This is a genomic window from Streptomyces glaucescens (genome assembly GCF_000761215.1).
Classification (GTDB): Bacteria; Actinomycetota; Actinomycetes; order Streptomycetales; family Streptomycetaceae; genus Streptomyces; species Streptomyces glaucescens_B.
In genome coordinates this window covers 682806-697726 of record NZ_CP009438.1, presented here as the reverse complement: position 1 = coordinate 697726, position 14921 = coordinate 682806, and the positions used below count along the sequence as shown (strand labels likewise).

Here is a 14921-nt window from a genome sequence, read left to right as displayed (position 1 = left end):
AGCGCTTCACGAAGGCCGCCGAGGGTCTTGCCGCCGTTGCCGTCACCGGTGACGGCACGCCACCGCCACCGGCCGCGGCCGGCTCACCGACACCCCCGGCCTCGGACCGCAGAAGCCCTGACGGCGCCCCGGGCGTCGTGCGCCGCTGCACGGCACCGGCGCCGGGAGCCTGACCCGCCGCCGGGCGTGGGACGGCGCACGCTCGGTGGCGTACGGCGCGAACCGGAGCAGCCGGCCGCCCACGCATGCGCCCTGTCCGCGGCGTCCGCCCGGCGCCTACAGTGTGGCGGCACGGCTCCGCACCCGCCGTCCGACGCGGGCGGAGCAGCCATCAGCGCCGGGCCGCCGACCGCCCGCGCACCAGACACCACCCCGTGAGTTCGCTCGGGCCGCGCGACCGAGTGTGCGCGGCACCGTGCGCTCGGAGAGCCACTGGAGGCCGCCGTGTCCCGACCGCGCATCGCCCTGCTCGCCGACCCCACCTCGACCGAGGGCTGTGCCGACTACCTGGCCCGCGCCGTCGAACTGCTCACCGGCGCCCCGCCCGTCCGGATCGACTCACGGCACTTCGCGGACGGCGGACCCGGCCGTGCCGTCCGCGCCGGGGACCGGTTACGGCTGCGGGTCCCCGAGGAGCGCCTCGACGTGGTGCCCGACGTCGTCGTGCTCTACGAGATCCCGCCGCACCGCCGCCGCTCCCTCGCCGGCTTCCAGCGGCTGCTGGAACGGCACGACGTCGTCACCCTCGGCACCGGAACCGCCGCCTGGCGCACGGCCACCGAGAAGGACCGCACCGTGGAGCGGTTCCGCCGCGACGGCATCGCCCACATGGAGACCACCGTGCTGTCCCGGCCCGCACCGCACGAGGCGGCCGCCGCCTTCGACAAGCTCGGCCGCGACACCTGGGCCCGGCCCGTCGTCGGCACGGGCGGCGACGACACCTTCCACATCACCACCGAGGAGCAACTGGAGCACGCCGCCGCCTACTACGCCGAGCGCGGCACCGACTGGCTGCTGTCCCGTGACGCGGGCAACTTCCGGCCCGACGGCCGCCGCCACCAGTTCCGGGTCTTCGTGCTGCACGACCGGGTCCTCCACGCCCGCGAGCACATCCAGCCGGACCCCGACACCCCCTGCAACACCTGCCAGGGCGCCACCCCCGTGCCCATCGCCCCCGCCGACCTGCCGGCGCCGCTCGCCCGGCTCGCCGTCGCCGCCACCGCCTCGGTCGGGCTGCCGTTCGCCGGTGTCGACCTGGCGAGCGAGCACGGCGGGGTGGTGTTCGAGGTCAATGTGCAGCCCGCCTTCGTGGCCGGCGAACTCCCCCTGGTCGCCGTGCCGTACGTCCAGGCGCACCTCGGCGCCCTCGCCGCCCGCCGCGATCCGTCCCCCGACCGGCGGATGCCCGCCTAGCGGATGCCCGGCCGGCGGATGCCCGGCCGGGCCGAGGAACCTCACGCCTGGGTTACGAAACGTGCAACCTCTGGTATCAGCGCGGTGAGGAGGTGACGATGGGGCCATGACTCTGGCCCAGCGCGCCCTGGAGCGACTCGCGGCCTGGCCCGACCTCACGGCGGGACCGGCCAGTTGCGGCACGGGACGGGCACTTCGCACCGCCCACAGCGAGATCGCCCACTTCCACTCCGACCGCGACGTGGACCTCCACCTCACCAGCCGGGCCCTGCGGCGCTTCGCCGCGGACCTCCAGGAGTCGACGGCGATACGCGTGCTGCCCGGCTCCCGGTGGGTGACGGTCCACCTGGACTGCGACACCGACATCGACCTGCTGCAGAGCCTGGTGAGCATGGCCCTCAAGGCCCACCAGGGCGGCCCGGCCCCGGAGGACCTGCCGCCCGGCGGCTGCAACTTCCGCCGGGTCACCGTCCTGCCGCGCGACCCGGCGGGCACGGCCACGCCCTGCTGAGCCCGCCGCGGTTTCGCCGCTTCACCCCGTGACCCGGCGTGGACGCACGGCCGGACGCGCCCGCGGGGAGAGACTGCTCCCGCACGGCGCCGGCCCCGCCGCACTCGGCTGGGCCGGCGCGCCGCACGCGGGAGGAGCACCGAAGTGACGGGCTGGACCTGGACGTACGAGGGCTACGAGCCCGCCGACGAGCGACTGCGGGAGTCGCTGTGCACGCTCGGCAACGGCTACTTCGCCACGCGCGGCGCGTTCCCCGAGTGCGTGGCGGACGACATCCACTACCCGGGCACCTATGCGGCGGGCTGCTACAACCGGCTGACCTCCCATGTGGCGGGGCGCGGCGTCGAGAACGAGGACCTGGTCAACCTGCCCAACTGGCTCCCCCTGCGCTTCCGGCTGCGCGGCCGGTCCTGGCTGAGCCCCGACACCGCGACCGTGCTCGAACACCGCCAGACCGTGCACCTCGCCTCGGGCGTCCTCGAACGCGTGACCCGCTACGGCCTCGGCAACGGGCGCTCCCTGACGGTCCGCCAGGAGCGCCTGGTCCATATGGCCGACCCCCATCTGGCCGCGCTGCGCACCGAGTTCACCGCGACCGGCTTCGGCGGCGAACTCCATGTCGAAGCCGCCCTCGACGCCGGCGTCACCAACGCGGGGGTCCCCCGCTACCGGGACCTGGACGGCCGGCACCTCACCCACGCCCACACCGGCACCGCCGCCGGGGACACGGTGTGGCTGCGCTGCCGCACCCGCACCTCCGACATCCGCGTCGGCATGGCCTCCCGGCTGACCACCGAGGGGCCCGTCACGGTCCGGCACGCCCGGCCTCGCACCACGCAGCGGGCCAGGCTGCGGCTGGCGCCCGGCACTCCGGCGACCGTCGACAAGACCATCGCGCTGCACACCTCCCGCGACCCGGCGATCAGCGACCCGCTGCACGCCGCGATCGCCCGGGTCGGCCGCGCCCCCGGCTTCGACGACCTGCTCGCCACCCACCGCGTGGCCTGGTCCCAGTTGTGGCGCCGGGCGGACCTGGACGTGCCCGGGGAGGCGGGCCGCATCCTGCGCCTGCACCTGTTCCACGTGCTGCAGACCCTCTCGCCGCACACCGCCGACCTCGACGTCGGCGTCCCCGCGCGCGGGCTGCACGGCGAGGCCTACCGCGGGCACGTCTTCTGGGACGAGCTGTTCGTGCTGCCGTACCTCAACCTGCGGTTCCCCGAGGTCTCCCGGGCACTGCTGCACTACCGGCACCGGCGCCTGGAACAGGCCTGCACCGCCGCCCGGGAAGCCGGCCGCCGGGGTGCCATGTACCCCTGGCAGAGCGGCAGCGACGGCCGGGAGGAGACCCAGCAGCTCCACCTCAACCCGCGCTCGGGCCGCTGGCTGCCCGACCACTCCCACCTCCAGTACCACGTCGGCTCGGCCATCGCGTACAACGTGTGGGAGTACTGCGAGGCCAGCGGCGACACCGAGTTCCGGCAGGCCAAGGGCGCCGAGATGCTGCTCCAGATCGCCCGCTTCTGGGCGGACACGGCGACCTGGGACGAGCGCCTGGGACGGCACCGCATCAAGGGCGTCATGGGTCCCGACGAGTACCACGACGCCTACCCGGACGCCACCGAACCCGGCCTCGACGACAACGCGTACACCAACGTCATGGCCGCCTGGGTGCTCACCCGCACCCTGGAACTGCTGGCCGCCCTGCCCGAGCCGCGCCGCCGCGAGCTCACCGAGCGCACCGGCCTCGACGCGCGGGAACTGGACCGCTGGGACGAGGTGTCCCGCACCCTGCACGTGCCGTTCCACGAGGGCGTGATCAGCCAGTTCGAGGGCTACGGCGAGCTGACCGAACTGGACTGGGCCACGTACCGGGCGCGGTACGGCGACATCCGCCGCCTCGACCGGATCCTGGAGGCCGAGGGCGACACCGTCAACCGCTACCGGGCCTCCAAGCAGGCCGACGTCCTCATGCTCGGCTATCTCTTCTCGCCGCCCGAGCTCCAGGGGCTGTTCGACCGGCTGGGACTGCGGCTGGACGAGGAGACCTGGCACCGCACCGTCGACCACTACCTGCACCGCACCAGCCACGGCTCCACACTCAGCGGACTGGTGCACGGCTGGGTGCTGGCCCGCGCCCGGCGCGCCGAGGCCTGGCAGTTCTGCCAGGAGGCGCTGCGCGGCGACATCGCCGACGTGCAGGGCGGCACCACCGGTGAGGGCATCCACCTGGGCGCCATGGCCGGCACCCTCGACCTCGTGCAGCGCGGCCTCACCGGCCTCACCACCCGGCAGGGTGCCCTCTGGCTCGACCCGGTGCCGCTTCCCGAGCTGTCCACCTACGGGTTCTCCCTGCGCTACCAGGGCAACTGGGGCGTCCGCCTGCGGCTGCGCCACTCCCAGCTGGAGATCACCCTCCCGGCCTCCGACACCACGGCCATCGACGTCCGGCTCCCGGACCGCGCGGTACGGCTCCAGCCGGGGGAGACGGGCCGGCTGGTGCTGCCGGACTGAGCGCGTCCGCCCGGCCCGGCCGGACCGCCGCGCCTACCGTCGGAGGCACGCGGTCCGGGACCGGGCCCACGCAAGGACTTCCCCCGTGACCACGCGGAACCGGCCGCGCACACCGCACGCGAGACCGACGGCCACCGGGCCCGGCCGTGCGCTCCCGTCCGAGGCCGCCCCGGGAGGAGTCACCGGCCGAGCTCCCGGTACCCGTACCCCCCGTCACGACCAGGAAAGGAACCCCGCATGTCCAAGCCCCCGCTGCCGCCCGAGGCGCACGCACTGCTGCGCCGCCCCAACCCCTGTGTGATGGCGACCGTGCGGTCCGACGGCGCGCCCGTCTCCACGGCCACCTGGTACCTCTGGGACAGCGACCACCGCGTCCTGGTCAACCTGGACGCGGGCCGGGTGCGCCTGAAGCACCTGCGCCGTGACCCGCGGGTCACCCTGACGGTCCTCGCCGAGGACGACTGGTACACCCACGTCACCCTCCTCGGCCGGGTCACCGAGATGTACGACGACGAGGACCTGGCCGACATCGACCGCCTCTCCGCCCACTACACCGGCAAGCCCTACCCGGAGCGGGCGCGGCCCCGGGTCAGCGCCTGGATCGAGGTGGAGCGCTGGCACGGCTGGGGCGCGATGAAGGACAACGACCAGGCGTCCGGCTGAGCGGACCGGCGGCCCGGGACGGGAGTAGGCTCGCGGGCATGCGGATCTCCGTCTCCTCCGACATGGACGAACCCGTGGCCCGGCTGCTGGTCGCCGCGTTGCGGGAGCGCGGCCACGAGGTGCTCACCCACGGGGCCCTGCGGCCCGGGGACGACTCCCGGTGGGCCGTCTGCTCCGCCGCGGCGGCCCGGGACGTCGCCGACGGCACGGCCGACCAGGCGGTCGTGTGCTGCTGGACCGGCACGGGCGCGTCGATCGCCGCCAACAAGGTCCCCGGTGTGCGGGCCGCCCTGTGCACGGACGCCTACAGCGCGGAGGGCGCCCGCCGCTGGAACGACGCCAACGTGCTGGCGCTCAGCCTGCGGCTGACCTCCGGGCCGGTGCTGGGGGAGATCCTCGACGCCTGGTTCGCTGGCGCGCCCGGCGAGGACGCCGAGGACCGCGAGAACCTGGCCCGGGTGGCGGGTCTGGACGACGCCCGGGGCACCGTTCCCGGGGCATGAGAAACGCCGGTGTGCGGGACCCTGCCTCGTGGTCCCGCACACCGGCGGATGCTGCGTGCCCTTCCGGGGGAGGAGGGCCCTGCGGTGGACCGGCCCCCGGTCAGCGGCCGGGGCCGCCGCCGCCCCACGCCCCGCTGTTGCCGGGGGACCAGCGGGGCCGCGACTGCTCCTGGCCCGGCTGGGTCGACGAGTTGCCGAAGCCGCCCATCTCGTGCGGCAGGAGCGGACGTCCGCCCTTCGGGACCCGGGGCACCTCGCGGGGTTCCCGGCGCTCCCTGGTCTCGTGCACCGCGCCGCCCGGCGGCAGGTGCGGCTGTTCCTCGGGCCGGGGTCGCGACTGCCGGGACCTGATACGCGTGCCGAGCCAGAATCCGCCCAGCAACAGGACCAGCAAGGCGACGGGGACGACGAACATCCCGATGCTGAGCAGTCCGCTCGGCTCGGCCAACTGCATCGTTGCGGTACTCATATCGTCTGAATACCCCTGAAATCGGTCGTGAATCCGATCACTGTGAGCGGGCCCCGCGCGTCGCCGACCGGTTGGCCTTGCGGATCGCGTCCAGCAGCTCCGCCTTGGACATCCGGGACCGGCCCGGCACCTCCAGCCGCCTGGCCAGGTCGTACAGGTGCTCCCTCGAGGCGTTCTCGTCGACGCCCTCGCCGCTGCGTCCGCCGGCCCCGCGCGGCCGGGCCGACCGCGGATCCGAGGGCCCCCGACGGCCGCCCTCCTTGCGTTCCCAGTGGTCGCCGACCTTCTCGTACGAGTGCTTCAGCGCGCCGTAGGCGACGCGGTGCGCCCGCTCGCCCTCGCCGTACTGCTCCACCGCCGAGTCGTGCGCCCTGATCCAGGTGCGCTGGGCGTCCCGGGACGAGCGCTCCAGCGTCGACGGCAGCTCCTGTCGTCCGGGCATCCGGCCGCCACCTCCCTCGAAGGCCGTGCGGGGCGCCGCCCGAGTGCCCGGCGGCAGGGCGGGAAAACCCGCCCCCGGTGGCCCGGATGGCGTTTGGCGCGGGGGGCGGGGGCTACCCGCGCAGTGTGACTTCGACGCCATCGCAAGCAGAACTCATCCGGTTCCTGGAGGACCGGTTCGTCTGCGCGCAGGCCTGCACGGAGTGTGCGCGAGCCTGCGCGCTGCGCGCGAGCCTGGTGGACCCGGACGGCACGGAAGAGCAGGAGCTGGTCCGGCGCAAGGGGATCATGTGCGCCGAGGTGTGTGACGCCACGTGCCGGATGCTGGCCGAGCAGAGCCAGCTCGACGAGACCGGTCTGCGCGTCCAGCTCGAGTGGTGCCGGTCGGTCTGCCTGGAGAGCGCCCACGTCTTCGACAGCCGGCCCGGGGCGGAGGAGGCCGCCGCGTCCTGCCGTGCCTGCGCCCGCGCCTGCACGGACTTCCTGGCCGGCCTGACCTGAGCGGCGCCCGCACTCACCACGCGGCGGCCCGCCCGGCGCCCGCCGCCGCGCGGAGCTGCCCGGCGCCGCACGGCCGGCGCACGATCATGCAGGCGGCGGCGCGCATCGTGCGGTGCCGCGACGGCGGACTCGGCACCGGCACCCGGCCGGCGCCGTACGAGGCCGGCCCGCGGCCCGGGCACCGGAAACCCGCCGGAGGAGGCCGCGGGCCGGCGGCCGGCGACGGCGGAACGCGGCCCTGGCGGCAGCCGGTCGCCCGTGCTACCAAGGATCATGCCCGCACCCGGAGCCACACCCGCCGACGGCACCGCTCGCGCCCACGGCACCCCGCCCCTCCCCGCGCGCGCCTACGACGCCGTCATCGTCGGCGGCGGCCACAACGGCCTGGTCGCCGCCGCCTACCTCGCCCGGGCCGGGCGGTCGGTGCTGGTCCTGGAGCGGCTCGGCCGCACCGGCGGCGCCGCCGTCTCCACCCGTCCGTTCCCCGGGGTCGACGCGCGCCTCTCCCGCTACTCCTACCTCGTCAGCCTGCTCCCGAAGAAGATCGTGCGCGATCTCGGCCTGGACTTCCGGGTCCGCACCCGCACCGTCTCCTCGTACACGCCCGTCGAGCGCGACGGCCGGCCCACCGGGCTGCTGGTCGGCGGGGGCGAGCAGCGCACCCGGGAATCGTTCGCCCGGCTGACCGGCACGGACCGGGAGTACGCGGCCTGGCGGCGGTTCTACGGCAGGACCGCGCGGGTCGCCGAGCGGGTGTTCCCCACGCTGACCGAGCCCCTGCCGGGCCGGGCCGAGCTGCGCCGCCGCATCGACGACGAGGACGCCTGGCGGATGCTGTTCGAGGAGCCCGTCGGCATCGCCATCGAGGAGCACTTCGCGGACGACCTGGTGCGGGGCGTGGTCCTCACCGATGCCCTGATCGGCACCTTCGCCGACGCCCACGACCCGTCGCTGCGGCAGAACCGCTGCTTCCTCTACCACGTGATCGGCGGCGGCACCGGCGCGTGGGACGTCCCCGTCGGCGGCATGGGCGCCCTGACCGACGCGCTCGCCGGTGCCGCCCGCGCGGCCGGCGCCGTCCTGGCCACCGGCCACGAGGCCGTGCGCATCACCACCGACGGCCGGGCCGCCGAGGTCACCTACCGCAGCGCCGACGCGGAGGGCGTCGCCGCCGCCCGGCACGTCCTGGTCAACGCCTCCCCGCGGGAACTGGCCGCCCTCACCGGCGACGCCCCGCCCGAGCCGGCCGAGGGCGCCCAGTTCAAGGTCAACATGCTGCTCGAGCGGCTGCCCAGGCTGCGCGATCCCGGCACGGACCCGCGTGAGGCGTTCGCCGGCACCTTCCACATCGCCGAGGGCTACCGGCAGCTCGCCGCCGCCCACGCCGAGGCCACCGCCGGCCGGCTGCCCGCCGCCCCGCCCTCGGAGATCTACTGCCACTCCCTGACCGACCCGACGATCCTCGGCCCCGAACTGGCCGGGCGCGGCTGCCACACCCTCACCCTGTTCGGCCTGCACACCCCCGCCCGGCTGTTCGCCCGCGACCACGACGCCGTCCGCGACGAGCTGCTGAGCCGCACCCTCGGCCGGCTCGACGCCCACCTCGCCGAGCCCATCGCCGACTGCCTCGCCGAGGACGCCGACGGCCGCCCCTGCATCGAGGCCAGGACACCGCTGGACCTGGAACGCGAACTGAGACTGCCCGGCGGCAACATCTTCCACCGCGACCTGTCCTGGCCCCACGCCCAGGACGGCACCGGCCGCTGGGGCGTGGAGACCCGCCACCGCAACGTCCTGCTGTGCGGGGCGGGCGCGGTGCGCGGCGGCGGGGTGAGCGGGGTACCGGGACACAACGCGGCGATGGCGGTGCTGGAGGAGTCGCGGTGACGCGGCGCCGCCGGGCCGGCGGTGTCCCGTGGCGTCAGTCGGCGGACGCCGACCAGCCGGCCGCCGCGATCCGCGCCGCGTCGGCGGGCCGCGCCTCGTCGAACAGGACGGCGCCGCCCGCCGCGACCCGCACCGCGTCCACGTAGACGCCCCGGCCGACGTACAGCCGGTCGGTGGCGTAGCGCCAGCGCAGCGTGAGTGCCCGGGCGGCCGGGAGGGCGGCCGTGAGCCGGTGCCAGACGCGGCCGGACCAGCCGCCGACCGCGCCGGACGGCCGCTCGGTGGGATCGTCGCCCGGCCGTGAGGTGGTGAACGGCACCGGCTGCCAGGAGGCGCCGCCGTCCGCCGAGGCCTGAAGGACGAGGGAGTCCGCCCCCGGTTCGGTGTCCCACCACAGCAGGCAGCGCAGCCGGGCGCCGCCGGCGGAGGTGTCCAGGGCGGGCAGGGTGAGGGTCGCGGCCGTGGCGCTCGCCATGCCGGAGAACCAGGCCGTGCGCCCGCGCACGGGACGGACCGGCACCGCCCGCGCCAGGTTGTTCCCCGCGGCCACCCGGGGCGCCGAGCCGGAACGCCAGCCGCGCACCGGGTGGACCGAGTTGCCGAGCACGACGAGGAACGAGTCGGTCGTCGGGTCGAGGACGAGCGAGGTGCCGGTGAACCCGGTGTGGCCCGCGGTGCGCGGGGTGGCGAGCGCGCCCATGTACCAGTGCTGGTACAGCTCGAAGCCGAGGCCGTGCTCGTCGCCGGGGAAGGCGGTGTTGAAGTCGGTGAACATCAGCTCCACCGACTCCGGCGCCAGGATGCGGGTACGGCCGTAGCAGCCGCCGTTGAGCAGGGTCCGGGCGAGGACGGCGAGGTCCCAGGCGGTGGAGAAGACCCCGGCGTGGCCCGCGACCCCGCCGAGGGAGTGGGCGTTCTCGTCGTGCACCTCACCCCAGACCAGGCCCCGGTCCAGCCCCGACCAGGGTCTGCGGGCGTCCTCGGTGGCCGCGATCCCCGGCTTCCAGGAGGCGGGCGGGTTGTACCGGGTGCGGTGCATCCCGAGGGGAGCGGTGATCTCGTCGTGCAGCAGCGTGTCCAGACCCCGGGCGGTGATCTCCTCCAGGACGAGCTGGAGCGTGATCAGGTTCAGGTCCGAGTACACGTACCGGCTGCCCGGCGGGCTCTGCGGCGCCTCGTTCCACAGCAGCCGCAGCTTCTCCTCGTACGTCGGCGCGGCGTACAGCGGGATCCAGGCGCGCAGCCCCGAGGTGTGGGTGAGCAGCTGCCGGATCGTGATGCCCTGCTTGCCCGCCGCGCCGAACTCCGGGAGGTACGAGGCGACGGTCCGCTCCAGTCCCAGCGCGCCCCGCTCGATCTGCTGCACGGCGAGCAGCGAGGTGAACAGCTTGGACACCGAGGCGAGGTCGAAGACGGTGTCCTCGGCCATCGGGATCTGCCGCTCGGGCGGCAGTTCGACGCCGGTGTCGGTCTTCTCGTCGTACGCCGCGTAGCGCACCGCCATCCCGATCGGCTGGTGCAGCGCCACCGTGCCGCCCCGCCCGGCGAGCAGCACGGCGCCCGCGTACCAGGGGTGCCTGGGCGACGGCCCGAGGAACGCCTCGGCGTCGGTGACGAGCCGGCGCAGCGGCTCCGCGAGCAGCCCGGCGCGCTCCGGTGAGCCGCGGCGCAGCGTCGGACGCCCCGGGCCCGGTGGGGCTGCCGCGGCCCTGGCCGCGGGGAGCGGGGCGAGGGCGAACGCCCCGCCCAGCGCCACCGCCGTCCGCCCGAGCTCGCGGCGGGTCACCGCTCTGTCTGCGCTGCCCTCGGTCATCGAGTTCCTCCCGCACGTGGCCGGCCGATGTACTCGAAAGCATGTCCAGCGGGCCGCCTCCGTAAATATGACGGGCCCTCACGGCGGCGCGACGGCCGGGCGGGGCCGGTGGGACCCGCCCGGCCACCGACTCAGTGTTCCCGGATCCGGACGATCCGCAGGGCGGGCGAGGACAGGATGTCCTCCTCGCAGAACCGGGAGGTCACCCACCGCTCACCGGAGTACAGCCGGGTCTGGTCGGCGTGGTGCGGCGAGTTCGGGTTCGAGGACTGTGCATACGCGAGCAGGGTCCGGGCCACCGGGCACCGGCTGCCGTCCCAGCCGACCGCCTGGATGTAGCTGGAGCCCGTGGTCACCTCCGTGTAGCCCCCCTGAGCCGGCTTCCACACCGGCTCGATCTTGTTCCACACGCCCAGCGACTCGGTGCCGCCGTGCACCGGGACGCGCCGGCCGTCGCGCACCACGAACTGGTGCCGCCCGAGCGGCGCGCCGAGCTCCACGCCCGCCGCCCGCAGCTCGCCGACCGCGTCGGCGAGGGCGGTGGCGAAGCCCGGCGCCGCCGTGTTCAGCGTGTGCGGCGTGCGGACCGGGTCGGCCGGGGAGAACGGCACCCGCCACAGCCGGTCCGCCGGCACCGCCGCGGTCAGCTTCCGCCAGAACCGGTCGAACAGCAGGGCGCCCCTGCTGCCGGTGTCCGCGGTGCGGTCCCAGGCGGCGAGCACGTCACAGGCCTCCCGGACGTCCACCGCGTCGCCCGCGCTGCTCGTCGCCGTGCCGCCGGGCAGCCCGGCACAGGCCTCCGCCGCGTCGGCCGCGGCCAGGTCACCCGCCGGGACCCGGTTGGCGAACTGCTGCCGCTGGAGGTCCCGCACCGTCAGTCCCCCGCGCCCGGCCATCGCCGACACGTCCTCGATCGCGCCGCGCGTGCGCATCGAGCGCGGGGTGCCGAGGTCGCCGAAGACCCGCTCGTACCCGGTCAGCGGCCGGTCCGGATTGGCCAGCCAGGCGCTGTTGTTGGAGTTCTCCGCGTACGGCGCGTCCTTCAGCGTCGGCATGCGCGCCGGGCCGAGGATCCCCGCCTGCACCGCGCCGGGGTCCCTGCCGAGGGCGCACTCCCCGCGGGAGCCGTCCAGGACCGCGAGGCCCGACGACGGATAGGTGACCTCACCGAGCGCGGTGGAACAGCGCCGGGCCAGGTCGTCGGTGATGCGGGGCAGCACCTGCGACTGGGTGAACAGGGTGTGCCCGGCCGAGTCGGCGGCGATGGTGTTCACCCACGGCAGGCCCTGGGTGCGGCGCAGCGCGTCCAGCAGGCCGTCCGTGTCGCGGGCGGTGCCGAGGCCGAGCGCGGTGTCGGAGGTGCGCAGATTGGCCGCGTTGGGGTCGTGCAGGGCGTAGGCCGTCGTCGCGGTCCACGGCAGCGGGAGGGTGCCGAACGCGGTGACGACCGGGCCGTACCGCGTCCACCACTGGGTACGGGTGACCGGGGCGCCGTCCTTCACCGGGACGGTGACGGTACGCCGGATCATCCGTTCCGGCCTCCCGTCGACGAGGTAGACGGTCGGGTCCGCCGGGTCCAGGGCGAGCTGGTGCAGGTTGAGGGGGACGCCGGTCGCCACGGTGTGGCTCCACGCCACCCGGGCGTTGTGGCCGATGGTCACCGTGGGCGAACCGAGCAGCGAGCCGCCCGCCACGTCCAGCCGGCCGGGGATGGTCTGCTGCGACTGCCAGAAACGCCGCCCGCCCTGCCACGGGTAGTGCGGATTGCCCAGCAGCAGGCCCCGGCCGCCGGCCGTGGTCGCGCCGCTGAAGGCGACCGCGTTGGAGCCCATGCCGGGGTCGGGCGCCGCGGACAGGGCGCGGGCGGCGCGCGCGGCGTCCCGCGGGCCGGGCACGGCCCGCACGTCCGGCACGGCCGCGGTGGCCGGCGCGGGCGGCCGCGCGGCCGTGATGCCGTCCACGGCGCGGCCCTGGCCGCCGAGCACGGCGATGGCGTGCCCGCGTGCCGCCACGTCCAGCGTCGTGACCGGCCGCACCCAGGCGGCGCCCGCGCAGGCCGGATCGGTGATCCGGTTCTCGCGCAGCCAGGCGTTGTACCCGGCCGCGTACCCCCGCATCAGCTCCCTGGACGCCCGGCTCGGGCCCGCCGGGGCGGGCCGGGCGAGCAGCCCCTCGACCGTCCCCGCCTGCCGCACGCCGCGGAAGTACAGGTCGCTGGCGAGGTTGCCGGACGCCGAGGAGAGCGAGGCGTCCGGCGCGGCGTCCGCCCCGAAGTACCGCGACCGCTCGCCGCGCACGGTCACGAACCCGTCGGCGAGGACGCACACCTGGTCGGCGGCCTGCGCCCAGCCGGTGCCGAAGCCGAGGCCCGCCCAGTCGCGCGCGACGATGTGCGGAATGCCGTACTCGGTGTACCGGATGACGGCGGACAGGCCGCCGTGGGAGGGACGGTCCTCCCGGCCGCCCCGCTCGGCCGCGGCCGCGGGCAGGGCGGTCGCCGCGGTGAGCAGGGCGACGGCCGCGACCGCGAGCCTGCTCGGACGCACGCGCATGGAGCCTCCCGACATCGAGGTGGGAAAGGGCCGTTGAGCGTACCAGCGGGTATGCGCCCGGCGCAGTGGTCCGGTCCGCTGTGCTCCGGGCTGTCTTGACCGCACCGGCCCCGGGATCGAGGATCGGGAGCCATGAGGCCCGGACACGGCAGCACGGTCGACGGGGTGCTGCGGCGCAGCGCCCGCCGCACCCCGGCACGCGTGGCGGTGGAGTACCGTGACCGCCGCTGGACCTACCAGGAGCTGGACGACGCCGTCTCCCGCGCGGCGAGCGCGCTCCTCGGCCGGGGCCTCGCCCCCGGCGACCGCGTCGGTGCCTACGGCCACAACTCCGACGCCTATCTCATCGGCTTCCTCGCCTGCGCCCGCGCCGGCCTGGTGCACGTGCCCGTCAACCAGAACCTCACCGGCGACGACCTGGACTACCTCGTCCGCCAGTCCGGCAGCTCCCTGGTCCTCGCCGACCCGGACCTGGCCGGCCGGCTGCCCGGCCCGGTCCCCGTGCTGCCGCTGCGCGACACCGGCGGATCACTGCTCGACCTGCTGCCCTCCGCCCCGCCCCACGAGGGTCCCGAGGCACGCGGCGAGGACCTGGTGCAGCTGCTGTACACCTCCGGCACCACCGCGCTGCCGAAGGGCGCGATGATGACCCACCGGGCGCTGGTGCACGAGTACCTGAGCGCCGTCACCGCCCTGGACCTGAGCGCCGGGGACCGCCCGGCGCACGCGCTGCCGCTCTACCACTCGGCCCAGATGCACGTGTTCCTGCTGCCGTACCTCGCGGTCGGCGCGACGAACATCATCCTCGACGGCCCCGACGGCGACCGCCTGTTCGACCTGATCGAGGCCGGCCGGGTCGACAGCCTGTTCGCCCCGCCCACCGTGTGGATCGGCCTCGCGGGCCGCCCCGACTTCGCGGCCCGCGACCTCGACGGGCTGCGCAAGGCGTACTACGGCGCGTCGGTCATGCCGGTGCCCGTCCTGGAACGCCTGCGGGCGCGCCTGCCCCGGCTGGCCTTTTACAACTGCTTCGGGCAGAGCGAGATCGGCCCGCTGGCCACCGTCCTCGGCCCCGACGAGCACGAGGGCCGCCTCGACTCCTGCGGCCGGCCGGTGCTGTTCGTGGACGCCCGCGTCGTCGACGAGGACGGCGAGGACGTGCCCGACGGCACCCCCGGCGAGATCGTCTACCGCTCCCCGCAGCTGTGCGAGGGTTACTGGGACAAGCCCGAGGAGACCGCGGCCGCCTTCCGCGACGGGTGGTTCCGCTCCGGCGACCTCGCGGTCCGCGACGCCGACGGCTACTTCACCGTCGTCGACCGGGTCAAGGACGTCATCAACTCCGGTGGTGTGCTGGTCGCCTCCCGGCAGGTCGAGGACGCCCTCTACACCCACGACGGCGTCGCCGAGGCGGCCGTCGTCGGTCTGCCCGACGAGAAGTGGATCGAGGCGATCACCGCGTTCGTCGTCCCGCGCGGCGAGCCCACCGAGGCGGAACTGATCGCCCACGCCCGCGAGCGCCTGACCTCCTTCAAGGCACCCAAACGCGTCGTGTTCGTCGAGGCCCTGCCGCGCAACGCCAGCGGCAAGATCCTCAAGCGGGAGCTGCGCGACCGCTTCGGCACGGCATGACACGGCGGACGTACGGCGAAGG

General features: G+C 75.3%; 12 protein-coding genes. 8 read left to right on the top strand and 4 right to left on the bottom strand.

Annotated elements, in window-relative coordinates:
- Positions 1-444 precede the first annotated feature (444 nt).
- The 5 genes from SGLAU_RS03000 (at position 445) to SGLAU_RS02980 (ending at position 5604) form a co-directional block, all read left to right on the top strand.
- A complete protein-coding gene (locus tag SGLAU_RS03000) occupies positions 445-1413 on the top strand; it encodes an ATP-grasp domain-containing protein (protein ID WP_043498112.1) in 969 nt (322 codons plus the stop codon).
- Positions 1414-1519: 106 nt separating this feature from the next.
- Complete coding sequence (locus tag SGLAU_RS02995; RefSeq protein WP_043498110.1) at positions 1520-1924, top strand: luciferase family protein; 405 nt, start codon at positions 1520-1522, stop codon at positions 1922-1924.
- A 144-nt stretch (positions 1925-2068) separates the two neighbouring features.
- Complete coding sequence (locus tag SGLAU_RS02990; protein WP_043498108.1) at positions 2069-4438, top strand: glycoside hydrolase family 65 protein; 2370 nt, start codon at positions 2069-2071, stop codon at positions 4436-4438.
- Between the two features lie 237 nt (positions 4439-4675).
- The gene (locus tag SGLAU_RS02985; protein ID WP_043498106.1) at positions 4676-5101 is read left to right on the top strand and encodes a PPOX class F420-dependent oxidoreductase; all 426 of its coding nucleotides are present in this window, start codon (positions 4676-4678) and stop codon (positions 5099-5101) included.
- A gap of 38 nt (positions 5102-5139) precedes the next feature.
- A complete protein-coding gene (locus SGLAU_RS02980) occupies positions 5140-5604 on the top strand; it encodes an RpiB/LacA/LacB family sugar-phosphate isomerase (RefSeq protein ID WP_043498105.1) in 465 nt (154 codons plus the stop codon).
- A 100-nt stretch (positions 5605-5704) separates the two neighbouring features.
- On the opposite strand, the gene SGLAU_RS02975 is transcribed toward SGLAU_RS02980, so the two are convergent.
- Positions 5705-6073 carry a DUF6479 family protein gene (locus tag SGLAU_RS02975; RefSeq protein WP_208868877.1) on the bottom strand — a complete coding sequence of 123 codons (369 nt, stop codon included), beginning with the start codon at positions 6071-6073 and terminating at the stop codon, positions 5705-5707.
- Between the two features lie 37 nt (positions 6074-6110).
- On the bottom strand, positions 6111-6515 hold the full coding sequence (locus tag SGLAU_RS02970) for a ChaB family protein (RefSeq protein WP_043498099.1): 405 nt from the start codon (positions 6513-6515) through the stop codon (positions 6111-6113).
- A gap of 125 nt (positions 6516-6640) precedes the next feature.
- Between SGLAU_RS02970 and SGLAU_RS02965 the strand changes: the two genes are divergently transcribed.
- Positions 6641-7015: a ferredoxin gene (locus SGLAU_RS02965; RefSeq protein ID WP_043506198.1), complete on the top strand. Its 375-nt coding sequence runs from the start codon at positions 6641-6643 to the stop codon at positions 7013-7015.
- Positions 7016-7288: 273 nt separating this feature from the next.
- On the top strand, positions 7289-8902 hold the full coding sequence (locus SGLAU_RS02960; RefSeq protein ID WP_052413584.1) for a phytoene desaturase family protein: 1614 nt from the start codon (positions 7289-7291) through the stop codon (positions 8900-8902).
- Between the two features lie 34 nt (positions 8903-8936).
- Here the strand turns inward: SGLAU_RS02960 and SGLAU_RS02955 are convergent, their stop codons facing one another.
- Together SGLAU_RS02955 and SGLAU_RS02950 are read right to left on the bottom strand one after the other, a co-directional pair.
- A complete protein-coding gene (locus SGLAU_RS02955; protein ID WP_043498098.1) occupies positions 8937-10715 on the bottom strand; it encodes a serine hydrolase domain-containing protein in 1779 nt (592 codons plus the stop codon).
- Positions 10716-10846: 131 nt separating this feature from the next.
- Entirely contained in the window at positions 10847-13267 is a 2421-nt protein-coding gene (locus SGLAU_RS02950) for a penicillin acylase family protein (RefSeq protein ID WP_043498095.1), read from the bottom strand.
- A 132-nt stretch (positions 13268-13399) separates the two neighbouring features.
- On the opposite strand from SGLAU_RS02950, the gene SGLAU_RS02945 reads away from it, so the two are divergent.
- The gene (locus SGLAU_RS02945; protein ID WP_043498093.1) at positions 13400-14899 is read left to right on the top strand and encodes an acyl-CoA synthetase; all 1500 of its coding nucleotides are present in this window, start codon (positions 13400-13402) and stop codon (positions 14897-14899) included.
- Positions 14900-14921: the final 22 nt, after the last annotated feature.

What these genes read in the sequence shown, in the direction of transcription:
- SGLAU_RS02995 (WP_043498110.1), top strand. Translation starts at nt 1,520, where the DNA reads ATGACTCTGGCCCAGCGCGCCCTGGAGCGACTCGCGGCCTGGCCCGAC.
- SGLAU_RS02985 (WP_043498106.1), top strand. Translation starts at nt 4,676, where the DNA reads ATGTCCAAGCCCCCGCTGCCGCCCGAGGCGCACGCACTGCTGCGCCGC.
- SGLAU_RS02980 (WP_043498105.1), top strand. Translation starts at nt 5,140, where the DNA reads ATGCGGATCTCCGTCTCCTCCGACATGGACGAACCCGTGGCCCGGCTG.
- SGLAU_RS02975 (WP_208868877.1), bottom strand. Translation starts at nt 6,073, where the DNA reads ATGAGTACCGCAACGATGCAGTTGGCCGAGCCGAGCGGACTGCTCAGC.
- SGLAU_RS02970 (WP_043498099.1), bottom strand. Translation starts at nt 6,515, where the DNA reads ATGCCCGGACGACAGGAGCTGCCGTCGACGCTGGAGCGCTCGTCCCGG.
- SGLAU_RS02960 (WP_052413584.1), top strand. Translation starts at nt 7,289, where the DNA reads ATGCCCGCACCCGGAGCCACACCCGCCGACGGCACCGCTCGCGCCCAC.
- SGLAU_RS02955 (WP_043498098.1), bottom strand. Translation starts at nt 10,715, where the DNA reads ATGACCGAGGGCAGCGCAGACAGAGCGGTGACCCGCCGCGAGCTCGGG.
- SGLAU_RS02950 (WP_043498095.1), bottom strand. Translation starts at nt 13,267, where the DNA reads ATGCGCGTGCGTCCGAGCAGGCTCGCGGTCGCGGCCGTCGCCCTGCTC.
- SGLAU_RS02945 (WP_043498093.1), top strand. Translation starts at nt 13,400, where the DNA reads ATGAGGCCCGGACACGGCAGCACGGTCGACGGGGTGCTGCGGCGCAGC.